Origin of the sequence: Bacillus sp. T3, from assembly GCF_033449965.1 — a bacterium.
GTDB lineage: Bacteria > Bacillota > Bacilli > Bacillales > Cytobacillaceae > Bacillus_BU.
In genome coordinates this window covers 2,247,328-2,264,586 of the sequence record NZ_CP137761.1, presented here as the reverse complement: position 1 = coordinate 2,264,586, position 17,259 = coordinate 2,247,328, and the positions used below count along the sequence as shown (strand labels likewise).

Below are 17,259 nucleotides of genomic sequence, written 5' to 3'. Positions count from 1 at the left end.
GTATAAACCTGCCGCACAATATGAGTAAATCATTTACTTATATTCCATAATGTGTTATTTTAAAATAACTCGTACGACTTATCTGTGTGATGATTTGCGGCAAACAATTCTCTTGCACAGGTCGGAAGGTACGACTCTTTTTTATTCAGATCATTTTAAACTGTTGTATTTTCATATGATTCTATCGAAAGCTCATTCTTTTTCGTTTCCGTTGGTACACCTTCTGTATCCCATCCTCTTAAGGAATAGTATTCTGGGAGCATTTTATCCAGCTCGGTAACCTTTCCTTTTGCTGGACCCTCTGTGATTGGTTCATTCAAAAGTCTTGGAGGAAGAGTATCATCTTCCTTTGTAATTCCGAATTCCATATTCATGAGTTTTTCAAGGTTCCATATTCTTTCACCAAGTTGTAGGACCTCTTCATCCGTATAGTTGATACCTGTGGCTGTCCAGGACCATTTCTGAAATCTCAGAGAGACCAATTGCAAACGTAGTAAAGAGACAAATTCCTACAGAATCTACAACAGATGTTAGATCCTGGAAGTTTTTTAGCATCGCAGCCTTTCCTTCGGTCACAAGTGGATCCATCTTTACAGGCAAGCCAAGGATTTCAGGTGATGTCATATACCCGCGAACATGGCAGCCTCCACGGTTAGAAGTAGCATATTCCAGCCCCATTCCCTGTAAGGCGCGTCCGTCGTAAGCTGGCATTTCTAGTTTTTTTACAGTCATTGACAGTTCAGGATGTCCGAATTCTGTAGCCATTCTATGGGAGCCTAATGCAAGCTTGTCTCCGAAACCTTCTCTATAACCGGTCATTCTAGTAAGCTCAACAATTGCATTTGCATCACCAAAGGGTAAATCCCTGCCAATATCATTTTTTGTTGCGTAACCTTTCTCATACAATTCCATTGCACAGGCTATGGTTGAACCCATGGTAATCGGATCCATGCCAAGCTCATTGCAGAGGAAGTTTGCTTCGCATACCTCTTCCAAATTACTTATGCCGCAGTCAGCTCCAAACGACCAGCCAGCTTCATATTCAGGTCCTTCGCCAAAGTTTGTATATTGTGATCTCTCGATTTTCGTGACCCTTCCACAGCCGATCGAACAGTCAAAGCAGCCCCGATTTCTTACGAGATACTTTTCTGCAAGGGCCTCGCCGCTAATATCGTCTGCTTTTTCAAAAACAGATTCCTGCCAGTTCCTGGTTGGAAGTCCTCCCGACTCATTCAAAATATTAACGAGTACCTCTGTTCCATATGTAGGCAATCCGGGTACCAGTTACAGGATTTGCTTTGATTTTGTTCAATGAATCCATGCAAGCATTCAGGAATTCCTTTGGCTTCGCTACGGTAATCGACTTTGTACCTTTTACAACGATTGCCTTCAAGTTTTTGGAACCCATTACCGCTCCAAGTCCTGAGCGTCCGGCGGCTCTATTTAGATCATTCATGATGGTGGCAAACAATACAAGCTTTTCACCGGCAGGTCCAATACAGGCTACTCTTGCATCCTCGTCCGTTTCTTTCAGCAATTCATTAGTAGTAGCAGGAACTTCCTTCCCCCATAGGTGACTCCCATCCCTAAGTTCCATTTGATCATCATTGATATAGAGATAGATTGGCTTTTGAGCTTTCCCTTCAAAAATGATTCCATCGTAACCTGCAAATTTCAGTTCTGGTCCAAAATGTCCGCCTGAGCTGCTTGCTCCAATCGTATCGGACAAAGGAGCTTTTGTTACCACTTCATATCTTCCTGCACAGGTTGCAATTGTACCGGTTAACGGACCGGTCATGAAAATCAGCTTATTTTCAGGACTTAGAGCTCCTACCCTTGGATCTACTTCATTTTGATAGATTTTTGTCCCAAGGCCCCTGCCTCCCAGATAAAGCTTTGCATCCTGCATATTTAGGGGTTCGGTTTTTATTGTTTCATTTGTTAAATCAACGCGGATAATCTTTCCATTCCAACCGTTCATTAACTCTTCACCTCCGCAAACAAATCCTTAAACTTTTCAGCAATGATTCTTTTCTTGTTGATGTTGGCAGTGGATCCATCTACATACTGTATTGCCCCTGATGGACAGACTTTTGCACAATGAGGATCTCCGTCACACAAGTCACATTTCACAATATTTTTTTGGCTTGGGCTGAAGGAAATATTCCCAAGGGGACAAGCACTAATACACATTTTACATACGATACATTTTTCACCATTTGATACTACTGCACCGTTTTCATCTCTCGAAAACGCATTGACGGGACAAACAGTCATACACGCAGCATCTTCACACTGCATACACATGACCAGGTACTGAAATGGCAGCTTCCTCGTAAGCTATGACATTTACAGCTGATTCCCTCGGATTGAATTCTCCTATTTTAATAAAGGAGCAAATCAACTCACAGCTTCTACAATTCGTGCATTTTTCAGGAGAAATCGTTAAAATTTTGCTCATGATTATCCTGGAAACCGCATTAGCGATGCCAGTTACACCTCCTCGAAACGTAATATAGATTACGCTTTCACTATATTCTTTAATATTTTTAAAAACTAACAATTATCTTTAAAAAGTAATCCTATTTTTTTTGTCACGAATTATCCATATCTTAAATATTGACCCTCATAGTACTATAAAGATGTAAATGTATTGAATAAGGAGGTGTTTAAAGGGTGCTGACGAATTTTAACCGAGGTATAGAATTAGCGGACGGGTTGGAAACGGATTATACTAGATTGTTATATTATGATCTTTCTCCAATGAAATGTGATTACAAATCGTATGAATATACAAGGCTATGTACCATACTAGATGGCTGTAAGCATGTTTCAGTAAACAAAGACATTCATTTTACATATAATCCGGGTCAGTTTATTGTGTTACCACCCCACTCGAATGTCCATATGGAAATTGATTGCCCTACAAAGGCATTGGTTTTTGAGCTCAACGACAGCCTATTAAAAAAGGTGACAGAGAAAATAAGTATTGAAATAGATGCAGATTATGACTCTCTTAATGAGGAAAAATTTTTACTTTGTAAAATTAATGACGAGTTCAGAAAATGTTTGAATAAAGTTACCAATGTTTCTGAAAAAGCCGATAAAAATAAAGAATTCCTGATTGATCTTTACGTACAGGAAATGGTTTATCATCTAGTTCAGATTAAAGGGATACAACAGATCATTAATGTTGAACACAATCATCCTATATACCAATCTATCAAGTATATACAGGAGAATATCAGGCAGCCGTTAACCATATGTAAATTGGCGCACGATCTTAATATGTCTGAGGCAAATTTCTGCAATTCTTTCAAAAAGATCATTGGAACGACGCCAAAGGAATATATAACAAACCTGAAACTGACTCACGCTAAGAATTTACTGAAAACTCGGAATGTTACTGAAGTGGCCTACGAACTGGGTTATGAGAATATCTCCTATTTCATTGCACTTTTTAAAAATAAATATGGCATCACACCAAAGCATTATAAAAGTATTGGAAATGTTCCGGTTTTGTATAAATACGAAGAATAATTTATTGCTAAACGTGCAAGGCTTTCGGTTATATAAAAGATTGCCTGTTACTTACAGCAGTGTATATAAAGTTATTCTTTTAGACAAAGTGGATGAAGCCAATCCTCAATGATGATTTTCTCAATACATAAATCCACACATTTTTATGTGTTTTTTTTTGCCCGTTTGCTACTATTTAGGTGTTTTTTTGATAATGAAAAAAAGCCCAGTCCAGATTGGTCTGAGCTAATCAATAATTTAATTACAGAGCAGGTTATTGAACGGACATAGAAGACCCTATTTTGATAAAATAGCCTTTTTGCTAGACTTAAGGGGACACAGGATACCCTATTTATATAAAAACCACTGTATAATGCCAATTTATTAGCAAGTAGAGTATCTGTTGTCCGTTTAGCAGATCAAAACCACACTTTTTGTGAAAATAACGGAACAGATGTCCTCCTCAACCTCATATTTACGAAATCAAAACCCTATGATCCTTTAATTCATATTTTGGCAAATCAGCTAGATTTACCACATGAAAGCTGCTATCCACATAAACAACATGCTGTGGCTTGAATTGTTTTGGAGAGGTGAGACCGGCTGATGCCGATAACGCGAACAATTCTTCCCGTAAAGTAGTCACATAATTAGTCACACGATAGCGTTTTTCCTCTACTACTAACGCTTTTTGAAGCTTTGGATTGGTAGTTGCGACCCCAACAGGGCAATTGCCCGTCGCACATACGCCGGCACTAATACAGCCTGCAGAAATCATGAGTCCTCTTGCGATGACTACGACATCCGCTCCCATCGCTAAGGCAATCGCGATTCGATCAGGAGAAAATAGCTTTCCGCTAGCAAATAATTTAAGTTTATCGCGGACCTGATAACCAGTTAACACGTCTTGGGCAATCATCAATGCAGGCTTAATTGGTAAGCCTACTGAATCCGCCATTGCTTGATAAGTGGCTCCTGTTCCGCCTTCGCCACCATCAATGGCAATGTAATCTGGATATCGTTGATGATAGGCCATATATTGCGCAAACTCTTCAAACGTCTCCTGGCTGCCAATCACCATTTTAATTCCGACCAGGTTTTCCTGATACCGAGCGAATTTTTTCGATAAAATCAAACATCGTATCAAAATCATAAAATTCATCAAAGCGGTTCGCCGAGTTAATCGTTTTCCATGGCTCCACACCGCGAATTTCGGCGATCAGTGGCGTTACTTTCGAACCCTCTAAGTGGCCGCCACGAATTTTTGCACCTTGGCCTAATTTTAGTTCAAACGCTTTAACTTGAGGAATTTGTGCTTTCTTTTGCAGATCCTCCCAAGAGAAAGTTCCGTCTGGATTACGAAAACCAAACTTTGCAGGGCCAATTTGGGCGATGAGATCAACTCCGCTTTTTAAATGAAAAGGAGAGATTCCACCTTCGCCAGTATTCATGAAGGAATATGCATCCTTCAATCCTAATCCTAGGGCTTCAATCGCATTTTCTCCTAATGCCCCATACGACATTCCCGACATGCCAATCGGACTTTTCAACACAAAAGGATATCTGCATGTCTTCTCCCCAATCACAATAGCCTCTTTATCCTTATAAAGCCAAGGCTTCATTTCTGTTTCGATCAATTTTTCATTCATTGGAAAAAATAATTCCTGGTACTCTGTCAGTTTGTTGTGCTTAGTGTTTGGGGCATCGATATACTGCTTCGTATGAATGTATTCTGCATTATCTGCTTCCAAATCGGTTAGCTGCTTCGCAAAGAAAGCATTACGAAGATAAAATTGATTCGGTTGATCAAAGTCTCGTTTACTGCCAAAGGAAATGATGTTTTTCCCATACTTCGCCAATTTCACAATCTGTTGAAAATCTAGTCGGGAAAACGGTTTGCCTTCATGATCTTCATCAAGTATGTATTGCTTAATTTCTGGGGCTATTTGCTCCATAAAATAACGAATCCTGCTGATAACAGGATAATTTCTTCTTATCGCATGCTGCTGTTGGCTGATGTCCATTCGGTGCGTTTTTCGATACAAAATAAAAAAATAGCCAATAATACCAATCACCAAAGCTAAAAGAACAGCAAGTACAATGATAACAATTGAGCTTAATATTTTCATATTCATATCGCCTCTTTTCACCTATTATTTTACCATATTCTGTGATTTCACTCTGATTATGTGTCTTATATTTTATTTATTAACTTTTTAATCTACATCATTATTCTGATTGTTAAGATCAATAAAAAGGTGTCAAGGTAACACTCACCTTGACACCTCTACTATTAACACGTTTAAAGCTAATGACAATTTTTTACTCAAGATTTAATAGTGCATTTGTCTAATCTGCTTGGCTAGATAACTTGGACTGTAAGGAGTGCCCTCCTCTAACCACCATGACAAAATACCAAGGGTTGAGGATGCAAGGATCTCATTCGGTACATTGAACGACCGACCCTGTTCTTTTCGATGTTCATCCCAAAATTCAATAATTTCTAACAAAAGCTTAAACACTCGATTACGGAAGTCCTTGTTCTCCATCATCACTTTGTAGAGCCCAGCCTTCTGATATAACTGGTCCAGGAATAAGTCAAGACGGTTCTGGGATGCTGAAGATTTTGTCTTTAACTGATTTTCCTCGGATAAGGTTTTCATGGTCTTATTTAATTCTTCAAGATTTTCCTCAATCATTTGCTCCATCAAATCATCAATATCTTGATAATGCAAATAGAAGGTTGCTCGATTTAATTCGGCACGATTGGCAATATCCTGGACCGTTAGCTTACTTTTATCACCGTTTTCCTGAATTAATGAAATTAGTGCTTCTGTAAACATTCGTTTTGTCCGTATAATTCGCGGATCCACCTTTTCCTTTTTAGACATTTTATCAACCCTTCGTCTATTATCTTCCACTTATTTGACATCCTATAAAAAAATGTCAATTAGTTTACACTTCATCCAAAATTGTAGATGGCTATTATCATATTTCCTATGTTAGTATTTATTGACACAATATCAACTTATAGACACTCTGTCAATTACAGTTATGAAATGGAAGGAATGTGAAATAGACGATGGATCAACCTGAACAACAAATAAAAAGGGGAGTTCTTCTCTTTGTTCTGCTTTTAGGCTCATTTTTATCGGTATTAAATCAGACGATATTAAACGTGGTTTTACCAGATTTGATGAAGGAATTTGAGGTAACAGCAACTACAGTTCAATGGCTTTCAACTGGCTTCATGCTCGTAAACGGAATTTTAGTCCCAGTGACAGCCTTTTTGATGAAGCGTTTCAGTACACGGCAGCTTTTTATCAGTTCGATGTTATTCCTGTTAATTGGTACCTTCATTAACGCGATCGCCCCAAGCTTTCCTATACTATTAACAGGCCGTTTGATACAAGCGGCAGGTGCCGGAATTATCATGCCTTTACTAATGATGGTCGTTCTTATGGTATTTCCTGCAGAAGGCCGCGGAACAGCAATGGGAACGATTGGCCTTGTTATGATATTCGCACCAGCGATTGGCCCAACCTTAGCGGGGCTCGTGATCGAATTTTTTTCATGGCGCTGGATTTTTATCGGCATGTTCCCATTAGCTTTAATCGTCATACTTCTATCGCTTAAATACCTGGTAAATGTATCTGAGACATCGAAGGCAAAACTCGATATGACAAGCATCCTTCTTTCTACGTTAGGATTCGGCGGGCTACTTTATGGGTTTAGCAGTGCTGGGAATCATGGTTGGGGAAGCACATTCCTGTTGTCTTATTTAAGCGGAGGTCTTATTTTTCTCGGCCTGTTTATTTGGCGGCAGCTACGATCTTCAGACCCGCTGCTAAATCTTATCGTTTTCAATGAAAAAATGTTCACGGTGACAGCCATCATGAATACGTTATTAACGATGGTCATGTATGCAGATATGATTCTGTTGCCCATTTACTTACAGGCAAGTCGGGGATTTTCCGTCCTTGATACGGGCTTATTACTGTTGCCAGGAGCTTTATTAAATGCTGTTATGTCACCTATTTCAGGCCGTTTATTCGATAAATTCGGGGCAAAGCCGCTTGCTCTGATTGGTTTAATTTTAACGATTGCAGCCATCTGGGGCGTGACCGATTTGACTGAAACAACATCTTACAGCTATTTGATGATCCGAACCGTTGTCTTGCGCTTGGGTCTGTCCCTGTTAACGATGCCTATCACGACTGCCGGTCTGAATTCTCTTCCGAAGCAACTCAATGCACATGGGTCAGCCGTTACGAACACAGTTCGTCAGGTAGCAGGAGCGATTGGTACAGCACTAGTCGTCACAATCATGACAACAAGCAGTACGAACTATGCTACAAAGTTGATGCAATCAGGAGATGTCATGTCTAAGGCCGAGCTAATGAAGGAGTCCTCCATCCATGGCGCAAGTGAAGCATATATGTTTATTGCTATTTTAGGAATCCTTGCCTTCATCGTGACACTTTTCATGCCGAGTAAAAAAGCGTTAATTTTAGAAGACAATAAAAAGGCTAAGAGAATAAGCTATAGCCAGGCAAAAGAAGATCATTAAAATAACTAAACCCAGCTTTGAAAATTTATCAAAGCTGGGTTTTGAATTCTATTTTCTACTATTTTGCATTTTCATCCGGTTGATGAATTCCAAATATATTTCCTTCAGGATCTAAATAGTACCCCTGCCACGCCATTCCAGGCAAAGCATATTTAGGCATGGCTTCCTTCCCACCATTGTTAAGAATTTTCGCTTCAGTTGAATCGTAATCTCCCACACCTAACGTACAAACAAATGCATTTATGCTTTGGTTTGATTCCAGTGGCGCACTTTGACGTTGCATGAGGGCACCATTAATTCCAAGCTCATTGTCATTGCCTGTCACTGCACCAAAGTATGGTGTTCCTGCATATTCGCTCCAATCCTGAAATGACCAACCAAAAACTTCTCCATAAAACCTCTTAGCCCGCTCCATATCATTTACATGAATTTCGAAATGAATAACTCTACCCATGCTTACCTCCTATTAAAGAAATATTGGCTATACCAATATTCACTAAATTCCTATATATTTCCTCTCTATTATAGTGATCAGGATGGAAATATATACAAATCCAAAAAAATAGATCGGATATCATTGTGAAAACAACTTATTCTATAAAACTGGTTTCTTGGTATCATTCCAAACAGGTGGTCTTTTTTCAAGGAATGCTCGAATTCCTTCTTGGGCATCAGGATGTTTGGTGTTAAGCGCAATTACTTCTGTTGCATAATTGAGTGCTTGGAAATCTTCCATATTAATTTGTTGGTAAAATTGTCTCTTGCCTAATTCAATAATATTTAAGCTTTGCTTAGTTACCTGTTTCGCTAATCTTTCTGTTTCTTCATCTAACTGTTCCACAGGGACCACTTTATTTACTAAGCCATGCTGTAAAGCTTCGTCTGCAGTCATAAAGTTCCCTGTGAATAATAGTTCTACCGCCTTTTTACGCCCAATATTTCTGCTTAAAAATACAGCTGGTGTGCTGCAAAACAAACCACTATTAATCCCAGGAGTAGCAAATTTCGCTTCATCACTGGCAATCGCCATATCACTGGCAGCAACTAGTTGGCATCCTGCTGCAACAGCCGCTTTTCGGACTTTTGAAATCACAAGCTGAGGAATGTCTCGCATCGTCCGCATCACAGTTTGACAGGTTTGAAACAGCTTTAACACTTCATTTTCCGTTTTTGCCTCAATCTCTCTTAAACTATGCCCGGCACAAAATACTTTATCTGAGCCTTCAATAACAACTACCTTCACTTCTCTTTTTTCCCCGATTTTTGTTAACAGCTCGTCCATTTCCTGAAGGAGTTTCATCGATAAAGTATTAAATTCAGCTGGATTTTCTAAAGTGATATAAGCAATATCCTCAGTTTGTCGAAAAGATAAAAATTCCATTTCCCCACTCCTTTGCCATATTTATTCACACTAATTATAGTTTGAATGTTCTGTTAATTAAGATCAAGCAGGAAAAAGAACTATTTTTGATACATAGGGATGGCTCTAGCGGATTTCACATTTTATTGTTTTTTTTATAATAGTCCACCGCTTTTTGATAATCCTCCGGCGTATCCACATCCATTAGAACCCCGGATCGTCAACAGTTACGTATTTCTTTTCATAATTGTTAAGGACCATACGCAAATTACTATCTGGATTCGTATCTAAAATATTTTGCTTCACTTCACTTGTTAATTTAATTGGATGGCCACCTTTAAAATTGAAGCTAGGAATGACAAAATTCCCTTGTTCTTCAGCTAAAAGCTGAACTGTCTTTTTTTTGACAAGAGGACAATCACCTGGGGTAATAAAGAAGGTCGATTCCTTTACTTTTGAACATCCCTTTTGAATCGAATTAAACATTCCCTGGTCAAAGTTTTCATTATAAACAAACTCCAGTTGAAACGAATAGATATCTTTCTTGTGAATTTTTGTGACTTCAGCTTGAATGATATTGGCCTGATACCCACCGACTACGATGACCTTGCTGCATATTCTTTCAAATTTTGAAAGAGTATGCTCCAACACGGTCATTTGCCCTAGTGGTAAAGTCATCTTAAAGGCATTTGCTCGACTGGAATATCCGGCAGCTAAGATAATGGCTTCCAGTTTGGTCACCTCCATGGATCGGACTTGACTTAGTTAGGTTTATTATTTTATTAAAAAACTGGTGTCCATTTTTAGAAAAGGAAAAACTGGTCCTGCTGACAGCTCATCAAGAATTATAATTTTGAACGATTCATCTTCATATATTTATAAAGCTCATTGTCCGACCACATCGTTTTCTTTTGCAAGGCGATACAGTACGATGCTAGTAGAAAAGGACCTTCTGAATTCGACTGAAAACACATTCCTCTTTGTTCGAGATCAGCCAATTTAGAAACAATCCCATCGTAATTATGACGGTAAATAGAATCTGCTTCTGCTTTTAATTCAGATACGGTATGAACTAACCCATATTTTTCAAGAGAATGGCTTATATTTTCATCAATGTCGAATGTGCAGGAAAATAGAAGTGAAATTTCATCTTTAGTGAAGAGTTCTAAGGAGCCAAAAACCTCCTTTACTACTTTCTCTAATTCAGCAATCAGCTTGAATTCTTTTTTCTAGGTAACAGCGCTTTTACAATGCTAGCATAATACCAATGCTGGTCACGTCTTCCACGTTTAAAGCGTCCCCATGTCTCCTCGCCAAATTGGTTTAAATCTGTTTGAATGGACTTCAAATTATGGTATTTATCCGCTGTAATAACTTGAATTTCTTCTAAATATGCATTTTTCAACCCATCTATTGTATGCTGCTTCCGTTCCTCCCAGGATAAACTCTTGTCCTGTTCAGAAGCCGCCCGCACAAGATTGGCAATCCGCGTACCGAATTGTTCTTCCAATTGTGCATATGTAGTCGAAGTGTCTTCTAGTGTGTCATGAAGAATCCCTGCTGCAATCACTTCATCATTACATCTTGCCTTTTGCAGAAGCATTCCTACTGCAAAGGGATGGGTAATATAGGGTATTTCAGTGGATTTTCGGTTCTGATTTCTATGTGCTGTTGCTGCAAATATTATCGCTTGTTCAATACAATCCATTCCTTTTCCTCCTATTTCTAAAAACAATTCTATACTTGATTATTTCCCACTTCGTCTATCGACCAATCCTCATGGTGAAAGATCTTCAAAAGAAACCGCGCTCGTGTTCCGCCGACATATATATCCGCTAGGGTACAAACTGGGCTGTTTTTCTTAACCCCAATAATGAACACCACATCAGATTCCAACCCTTTAAAGGAGCGGATGGTACTGAATGTTATACCATACTCGTTCGGTTGGTCTAATTGGACGATTGGCCATTCCCCAGAACCGATTTTGTAGATTTCTTTTAAGCAACTTTTTTCTTTTCTGTGGGTTGAGAGGATGGTAACTTTTTGGGGTGAAAGTCCTTGGCTGATGAGCTTGTTTAATTCTTTTTCAACTAGCCGCTTTTCATCCTTATAATCCTTCCAGCCAAAGTATTCAACAGGCATGCCTCCTGTAAGTCGGTACCTCAGTTTGGAATTTCCAATTAACGGCTGGCACCATTCGTTAATTTTTTGCGTATTCCTAAGATTGATCGTGAGCTTGTGTTTCGACATCTGAAAATCCTTAAGTGAGTCCAATCCATTTCCAAACAGATTCTGATGCCGGTCAGCAAAAATATAAAAATGCCCGTCTTCTTTTAACATTTGATCCAAACATAAATACCAATTCCCTTTAAAATCCTGGCCCTCATCTACAATGATCGCATCAAACTTTTCCTGTTCCTCTTTTAAGGTATACAAATCATACATTAAATTCGGCAGAGTTTCTCCGTAAAACTCATTCCAATCAACGGGATCATCAAAGCTATATCTGTTGTTCTTTAATGTATCGTACAAAAAGTCATGAAAATTTGTTCTGATAATGTTCTGATGTGCTGCGTACTTGTTAAACACTGTTACCAAATGCTTGTTGTAGCAAGTGAGCAATACCTTTTTCCCTTGGTTCGCCAAGTCGAGTGCCTTTTTCATTCCAATGAATGTTTTACCTGTGCCGGCTGCACCAAAGAAAATTTTACGGTGGTCCTCTTCTGTTTCCTCGAGAATCCGTACCTGTTCCTCAGTTAAAATAATGGCAGCTTGATTCGTGAGCCTGGTGAACTGGTCATCAAGAGTTGAAAACATTTTAAATGACGGGGATAGAACCTTTGTGATCAGTTGTTTCGTTGCATCAATTGGATTTCTTTTATCATAAGTTGCAAATAAGGCTTTAATTTTTCCTTCCAGGTCCTCCATATCCGATGATGTCCAACAGCTTTCTTCATGCAAATCCTCAGGGGTAATCCCTGTTTTTCTAGTCGTGTCAGGGAAACATAGTGCATACCGGAACCTGGAGTGGAAAGTCATGGTCGTGGCTCACTGCTCGATATCGATTTAATATGGCAAACATGGAATCGCGGGCTTGTTTCAGAGGATCTTTTGACAATTGCCGATAACCACCGCTCCTAAATTCTTGCCAGATTCCATTTGAATACTGGACCTCTCCCTCCTTTACCTCCACTACAACAAAGCCATAGTTAGGATGAACAATGACAAAGTCGGCTTCCCGAAGGCCATAAGGGTCGGTTCGGTCATCATCAATAGAATATTTATAGGAATAAAAAACAGTATATGTTTCGGGAAGTTCACGCGCTTTTTCGTAAAAATACCGCTCACCAGCGTTTTCGATAGTACTCGGGATTAGGTCAGGAATCATTTTCGCCATACTAAACACCCCTTTCCCTTCAGGTATTCTATTTTTTTCACTAAATCCCTACTGCTTAGGTAAATTTAATAAAACGGACATAAAAATGCTAGGAACAATCCGTTGTTGGATTAATCCTAGCATGTTAAAGAATTATAAGATTCATTTTTGTAAGCTACTCATTAAGCCTTTTATCAATCTGTCTGGTTAGTGGTAGATCAAAATTAACCAAATTTTCATTTTTTTGATTTGTTTGATCTAAGTATGCAATGCACTACATTATATCCCTAACTCCCGAATTTCATCCTCTGTCAATCCTGTTAATTCAGCTATTTCCGTTAGTGGAAATCCTTTATTCAACAATTTCCTGGCAATGTTTTTGCATCCCTCTTTTATTCCTTTGCGATGATAGCCCTGAAGATTACTTAATTGATCACGCAGTTCCCTTAATCGAGCTTCGTATTCAACACGGTTCTTCTTTTGAGCACTTAAGTTTTCCCATTCGATTAACGCTTCGCGAACTTCTTCAATATTCATCGCCCATTCCTCCAATTCAGCCAAAATTTCACTATAGAGAATTTTCCTTTTGGCGTCAGCAGCCGACAACATCATCAGCCATGGCAACTCCTGGCCATTTCGATCTTTCAATTTCCGTCGGTATTTTTTCCATTGTACCATGAAACTACTCAAGTCAATCAAATGGAATTCGAGCCGGTCCGACCACAAAAAATCTTCTTCAACTTCTCTAATATGGATTCTTGTGTTAAAACTTTCGGTTTCAGATGAGAATAAGGGATAGTTTACTATGGTGATGAAAATGGTGGGAGGAAGTAGTGTATAAGTTAATAAATTGAAACTTGAACTATATTGAGTAGCCATGTATTCCCTACCATGAAATTAGATACTAATAAGGATTTTAGATATAATTGTAATAGTAATTTTCACGGTGAAAGAAGGACTCATATGAACAAAGTGACAGCCTTAGTAACAAAACAGAAGGCATTTTTCCGAACTGATCAAACAAAAGATATCGATTTCCGCTTGGATGCTCTCAACAAGCTAAGACTTGCTATTAAACATCATGAGAAAATACTCATGGATGCATTAAAAGCGGATTTAAACAAATCTGAGTTTGAAGCCTACACAACTGAAATTGGCATCGTTCTTAAAGAAATTCGTTATACCGTGAGTCATCTGCGTTCATGGGCAAAACCGAAAAAAGTAAAAACCCCAATCACTCATTTTGGTTCGACGAGCTACATTTACTCTGAACCATACGGAGTGTCGCTCATTATTTCACCTTGGAATTACCCTTTCCAATTAGCTGTCGCACCCCTAATTGGGGCAATAGCTGCGGGTAACTGTGCGATCATTAAGCCATCAGAATTAACACCAAAAACTTCGGAAATATTGGCAAAAATCATTCAGGAAGCCTTTCCAGAGGAATACATATCCGTTGTACAAGGTGGGGTAGAAACGAGCCAGATCCTCCTAAACGAAGAATTCGATTATATCTTTTTCACAGGAAGCGTTCCCGTTGGAAAAATCATCATGGAAGCGGCATCAAAAAATTTGACACCAGTGACATTGGAATTAGGCGGAAAGAGCCCATGTATCGTTCATGACGATGCCCATTTAAAACTAGCTGCCAAGCGGATTGCCTGGGGGAAGTTTATTAATGCCGGCCAAACATGTGTGGCACCTGATTATTTATATGTTCATGGAAAAATTAAACATGACTTTTTGCAGGAGCTTAAATCAGCAATCAAAGAGTTGTACGGTGAAAACCCACTTGAGAATAAAGACTATACTCACATCGTTAGTGAAAAGCATTATAACCGACTCTGTTCTTTTTTAGATAATGGTAAGACTTTCGTTGGTGGAAAAGTAAAGAAGGAAGAGCTAGTGATCGAGCCGACTGTCCTTACTGATATTAACTGGGAGGACACCATAATGCAGGATGAAATTTTCGGTCCTATCCTTCCGGTTCTTGAATACCGCAGTTTAACAGAAGTAATAGAAGGAATTGAACATCATCCAAAACCACTTGCTCTTTATATTTTTTCCGAAAGTGAAACAATTCAACAGGAGATCTTAAACAGGGTTACGTTCGGGGGCGGCTGTATTAATGATACAGTTTATCACCTTGGTTCCCCTCACCTACCGTTCGGAGGGGTTGGTTCCAGCGGTATTGGGGCTTACCATGGAAAAGGCAGCTTCGATACTTTTTCACATGCAAAAAGTGTTCTAAAGCAAACTACCCGATTTGATCTCCCATACCGTTATCCCAATGTCAAAAACGGGTTGAAGAAAATTAAGCTTTTCTTAAAATAAAAAATGGTGCACTGGATTCCCTTGAAATTGTTATACTTCTGAGTTTTAAATCAAAAATACAAGTGCTGCATATATCTGCTTGATTTATTTTTTGAAGGAAAATTTTTGATACTGTACCCAATATGTAAAAAGCCGCCACTGCCAGGGTATCCATTTCCCCCGTAATAAAAGTGACGGCTTTTTTTCTTTATCGAACTCAATACCCTTAAATATGTACCGTTTTTTCCCAATCGGCAGCAAATTTTGCAATGCCTTGATCTGTTAATGGGTGCTTCGTAAGTTGCTCTATTACTGAAAATGGAATAGTCGCAATGTGCGCTCCAGCCAAAGCTACACGAGTTACATGGTCTGGGTGGCGGACAGAAGCAGCGATAATTTGGGACTCTAAATTGTGAATGCGGAATACTTCAGCAATATTTACAACTAATTGAACTCCATTTTCTGAAATATCATCTAAACGACCTAAAAACGGTGAAACATAAGTAGCCCCGGCGCGAGCTGCTAAAAGTGCTTGATTGACAGTGAAAATAAGTGTAACGTTCGTTTTAACACCCTTTTTTGTAAGATATCGACAAGCTTCTAATCCCGCAATATTCATTGGAAGTTTAATGGTTATTTTCTCATCATTACCGTTAATTTTAATTAATTCTTCTGCTTCTGCAATCATTTCTTCGGCCGTAACTGCTTCTGGGCTAACTTCCGCAGAAACAGATTCGCAATCGGGTACTACTTGGCAAATTTCTGCAATTCGATCTTCAAATTTAACACCCTCTTTGACAACTAAAGAAGGATTCGTGGTCACCCCTGATAAAACTCCGATTTTATATGCCTTTTTAATATCTTCTAGGTTTGCAGTATCGATAAAAAACTTCATTGTTCATTCCTCCATTTTAGAAAGCCTAATAATCTGTTATTCTAGTACTCATATAAACTAACTCTACCACACAAAAGAAAGCGGTATCATAGCACTATATTAATGTCATTAGACAAAAAAATCAAGCAGTATTTATACAAAAACAAACAAATATGAACAAACGTAAAATGAGTCATAAAACAAAAAAAGATTTCACATAGAGTCGAAAGGTTGAACAAAATAACCAACCCTTTGTAACTCTATCCAAAATCTTTGTTTAGTCCCGCTTCATTTTGCTTAAGCGGTAAATACACTGATTCCCATTTCTTCAAACTGTTGGATTTGTAAGTCTGTAGCTTCCGTTCCAGTCACCAGCTTGTGTATTTTTTTAGGGGGTGCAACTGTATGAAGGGAAATTCCGCCTATTTTATAATGATCTGCCACAACGATAACCTCTTGGGCTGCATCAATCATACCGATTTTTGCCGGTACAAGCTGTTCCTCAAAATGGGTAAGGCCAAATTTCGGATGGATGGCAGGTGTAGCTACAAAAGCTTTATGAACATGCAATGTCTTGAGCACCTCATTCGTAAACATACCATTTAACATGAAGCTCTCAGGATATAAAATTCCACCTGTGACAATTACTTTAATACCTTTTGAATCCCTAAACTCTGCTGCTACATTTATATCATTTGTCACAACCGTAATATTTGATCTCTTCACTAGATGTCTTGCAATTTGTAGGGTCGTTGTCCCTGAATCTAAAATAATATGCTCTCCCTCTTGAACCATCTCTGCCGCCTTTGCACCAATGCGCTGTTTTTCTTCAACCCTTTCGGTAACACGAACGGTAAAAGATGGCTCTGAATTAACTCCTTCTGCAAGCACGACGCCACCGTGAGTCCTTCTTAAAAACCCTTCCTTTTCAATTTCTGATAAATCTCTTCGGATGGTGGCTTCATGAACATTAAACTCTTCCGACAATTGTGAAACAGAAGCAACATTATTTTTTTTAACATACTCTATGATTTTAAATTTCCGTTCAGCAGCTAGCATTCTGGTTACTCCTTTAACTAAAACCATTCCTTAATATTTATTAACAATTTGTTTATTTTTGCTTAGGTTATATTTAGATTATGTTCAATTTTGAAGAAATGTCAAGTCTGCGAGCAATTTACAACAAATTATTAATATTAAGAGTAAAAAAAATGACTGCCGGCAAGTTCGATTTTTCGAATTTGTCG

General features: G+C 38.7%; 17 protein-coding genes and 1 pseudogene. 3 read left to right on the top strand and 15 right to left on the bottom strand.

The window, feature by feature from the left end:
* Positions 1-155 precede the first annotated feature (155 nt).
* From RGF10_RS11685 to RGF10_RS11670, 4 genes are read right to left on the bottom strand one after another with little or no spacing between them, the layout of a single operon-like run.
* A complete protein-coding gene (locus RGF10_RS11685; RefSeq protein ID WP_318509190.1) occupies positions 156-482 on the bottom strand; it encodes an aldehyde ferredoxin oxidoreductase C-terminal domain-containing protein in 327 nt (108 codons plus the stop codon).
* The gene (locus tag RGF10_RS11680; RefSeq protein ID WP_318509188.1) at positions 421-1,272 is read right to left on the bottom strand and encodes an aldehyde ferredoxin oxidoreductase C-terminal domain-containing protein; all 852 of its coding nucleotides are present in this window, start codon (positions 1,270-1,272) and stop codon (positions 421-423) included. Before RGF10_RS11680 ends, RGF10_RS11685 begins: the two co-directional genes overlap by 62 nt.
* Positions 1,241-1,981 (bottom strand): aldehyde ferredoxin oxidoreductase N-terminal domain-containing protein, encoded by a 741-nt coding sequence (locus RGF10_RS11675; protein ID WP_318509186.1) that lies wholly within the window; start codon positions 1,979-1,981, stop codon positions 1,241-1,243. The genes RGF10_RS11680 and RGF10_RS11675 overlap by 32 nt, the downstream gene beginning before the upstream one ends.
* Positions 1,981-2,301 carry a 4Fe-4S dicluster domain-containing protein gene (locus RGF10_RS11670; protein ID WP_318509184.1) on the bottom strand — a complete coding sequence of 107 codons (321 nt, stop codon included), beginning with the start codon at positions 2,299-2,301 and terminating at the stop codon, positions 1,981-1,983. Before RGF10_RS11670 ends, RGF10_RS11675 begins: the two co-directional genes overlap by 1 nt.
* Before the next feature lie 375 nt (positions 2,302-2,676).
* On the opposite strand from RGF10_RS11670, the gene RGF10_RS11665 reads away from it, so the two are divergent.
* Positions 2,677-3,540 carry a helix-turn-helix transcriptional regulator gene (locus RGF10_RS11665; RefSeq protein WP_318509183.1) on the top strand — a complete coding sequence of 288 codons (864 nt, stop codon included), beginning with the start codon at positions 2,677-2,679 and terminating at the stop codon, positions 3,538-3,540.
* A gap of 454 nt (positions 3,541-3,994) precedes the next feature.
* Here RGF10_RS11665 and RGF10_RS11660 read toward each other — a convergent pair.
* Both RGF10_RS11660 and RGF10_RS11655 read right to left on the bottom strand, forming a co-directional pair.
* Positions 3,995-5,648 (bottom strand): annotated as a pseudogene (locus tag RGF10_RS11660) (glutamate synthase-related protein).
* A 204-nt stretch (positions 5,649-5,852) separates the two neighbouring features.
* Positions 5,853-6,440, bottom strand: a complete 588-nt coding sequence (locus tag RGF10_RS11655) for a TetR/AcrR family transcriptional regulator (protein ID WP_318509181.1) — start codon at positions 6,438-6,440, stop codon at positions 5,853-5,855.
* Positions 6,441-6,601: 161 nt separating this feature from the next.
* Here RGF10_RS11655 and RGF10_RS11650 point away from each other — a divergent pair, with 161 nt between their 5' ends.
* On the top strand, positions 6,602-8,089 hold the full coding sequence (locus tag RGF10_RS11650; protein ID WP_318509179.1) for a DHA2 family efflux MFS transporter permease subunit: 1,488 nt from the start codon (positions 6,602-6,604) through the stop codon (positions 8,087-8,089).
* 58 nt (positions 8,090-8,147) lie between these two features.
* Here RGF10_RS11650 and RGF10_RS11645 read toward each other — a convergent pair whose 3' ends face one another.
* The 7 genes from RGF10_RS11645 to RGF10_RS11615 all read right to left on the bottom strand — a co-directional run bounded on the left by RGF10_RS11645 (position 8,148) and on the right by RGF10_RS11615 (position 13,704).
* Positions 8,148-8,543, bottom strand: a complete 396-nt coding sequence (locus tag RGF10_RS11645) for a VOC family protein (protein ID WP_318509177.1) — start codon at positions 8,541-8,543, stop codon at positions 8,148-8,150.
* 141 nt (positions 8,544-8,684) lie between these two features.
* A complete protein-coding gene (locus RGF10_RS11640; protein WP_318509176.1) occupies positions 8,685-9,470 on the bottom strand; it encodes an enoyl-CoA hydratase-related protein in 786 nt (261 codons plus the stop codon).
* 183 nt (positions 9,471-9,653) lie between these two features.
* Positions 9,654-10,196, bottom strand: a complete 543-nt coding sequence (locus RGF10_RS11635) for a nucleotidyltransferase family protein (protein WP_318509174.1) — start codon at positions 10,194-10,196, stop codon at positions 9,654-9,656.
* 463 nt (positions 10,197-10,659) lie between these two features.
* Positions 10,660-11,157 carry an HD domain-containing protein gene (locus RGF10_RS11630; RefSeq protein WP_318509173.1) on the bottom strand — a complete coding sequence of 166 codons (498 nt, stop codon included), beginning with the start codon at positions 11,155-11,157 and terminating at the stop codon, positions 10,660-10,662.
* Positions 11,158-11,186: 29 nt separating this feature from the next.
* Positions 11,187-12,488 carry a DEAD/DEAH box helicase family protein gene (locus RGF10_RS11625; RefSeq protein ID WP_318509171.1) on the bottom strand — a complete coding sequence of 434 codons (1,302 nt, stop codon included), beginning with the start codon at positions 12,486-12,488 and terminating at the stop codon, positions 11,187-11,189.
* Positions 12,445-12,846 carry an NERD domain-containing protein gene (locus tag RGF10_RS11620; protein ID WP_318509170.1) on the bottom strand — a complete coding sequence of 134 codons (402 nt, stop codon included), beginning with the start codon at positions 12,844-12,846 and terminating at the stop codon, positions 12,445-12,447. Before RGF10_RS11620 ends, RGF10_RS11625 begins: the two co-directional genes overlap by 44 nt.
* Before the next feature lie 258 nt (positions 12,847-13,104).
* A complete protein-coding gene (locus RGF10_RS11615) occupies positions 13,105-13,704 on the bottom strand; it encodes an Rpn family recombination-promoting nuclease/putative transposase (protein WP_318509168.1) in 600 nt (199 codons plus the stop codon).
* Positions 13,705-13,788: 84 nt separating this feature from the next.
* Here RGF10_RS11615 and RGF10_RS11610 point away from each other — a divergent pair, with 84 nt between their 5' ends.
* Complete coding sequence (locus tag RGF10_RS11610; RefSeq protein ID WP_318509165.1) at positions 13,789-15,159, top strand: aldehyde dehydrogenase; 1,371 nt, start codon at positions 13,789-13,791, stop codon at positions 15,157-15,159.
* A gap of 205 nt (positions 15,160-15,364) precedes the next feature.
* Here the strand turns inward: RGF10_RS11610 and fsa are convergent, their stop codons facing one another.
* Together fsa and RGF10_RS11600 are read right to left on the bottom strand one after the other, a co-directional pair.
* On the bottom strand, positions 15,365-16,033 hold the full coding sequence (gene fsa / locus RGF10_RS11605; RefSeq protein ID WP_318509163.1) for a fructose-6-phosphate aldolase: 669 nt from the start codon (positions 16,031-16,033) through the stop codon (positions 15,365-15,367).
* 276 nt (positions 16,034-16,309) lie between these two features.
* A complete protein-coding gene (locus tag RGF10_RS11600) occupies positions 16,310-17,071 on the bottom strand; it encodes a DeoR/GlpR family DNA-binding transcription regulator (protein ID WP_318509161.1) in 762 nt (253 codons plus the stop codon).
* Between the last annotated feature and the right edge of the window lie 188 nt (positions 17,072-17,259).

Coding starts and splice junctions, on each gene's coding strand:
- RGF10_RS11675 (WP_318509186.1), bottom strand. CDS start 1,981: ATGAACGGTTGGAATGGAAAGATTATCCGCGTTGATTTAACAAATGAA.
- RGF10_RS11670 (WP_318509184.1), bottom strand. CDS start 2,301: ATGCAGTGTGAAGATGCTGCGTGTATGACTGTTTGTCCCGTCAATGCG.
- RGF10_RS11650 (WP_318509179.1), top strand. CDS start 6,602: ATGGATCAACCTGAACAACAAATAAAAAGGGGAGTTCTTCTCTTTGTT.
- RGF10_RS11645 (WP_318509177.1), bottom strand. CDS start 8,543: ATGGGTAGAGTTATTCATTTCGAAATTCATGTAAATGATATGGAGCGG.
- RGF10_RS11640 (WP_318509176.1), bottom strand. CDS start 9,470: ATGGAATTTTTATCTTTTCGACAAACTGAGGATATTGCTTATATCACT.
- RGF10_RS11635 (WP_318509174.1), bottom strand. CDS start 10,196: ATGGAGGTGACCAAACTGGAAGCCATTATCTTAGCTGCCGGATATTCC.
- RGF10_RS11630 (WP_318509173.1), bottom strand. CDS start 11,157: ATGGATTGTATTGAACAAGCGATAATATTTGCAGCAACAGCACATAGA.
- RGF10_RS11625 (WP_318509171.1), bottom strand. CDS start 12,488: ATGACTTTCCACTCCAGGTTCCGGTATGCACTATGTTTCCCTGACACG.
- RGF10_RS11620 (WP_318509170.1), bottom strand. CDS start 12,846: ATGGCGAAAATGATTCCTGACCTAATCCCGAGTACTATCGAAAACGCT.
- RGF10_RS11615 (WP_318509168.1), bottom strand. CDS start 13,704: ATGGCTACTCAATATAGTTCAAGTTTCAATTTATTAACTTATACACTA.
- RGF10_RS11610 (WP_318509165.1), top strand. CDS start 13,789: ATGAACAAAGTGACAGCCTTAGTAACAAAACAGAAGGCATTTTTCCGA.
- fsa (WP_318509163.1), bottom strand. CDS start 16,033: ATGAAGTTTTTTATCGATACTGCAAACCTAGAAGATATTAAAAAGGCA.
- RGF10_RS11600 (WP_318509161.1), bottom strand. CDS start 17,071: ATGCTAGCTGCTGAACGGAAATTTAAAATCATAGAGTATGTTAAAAAA.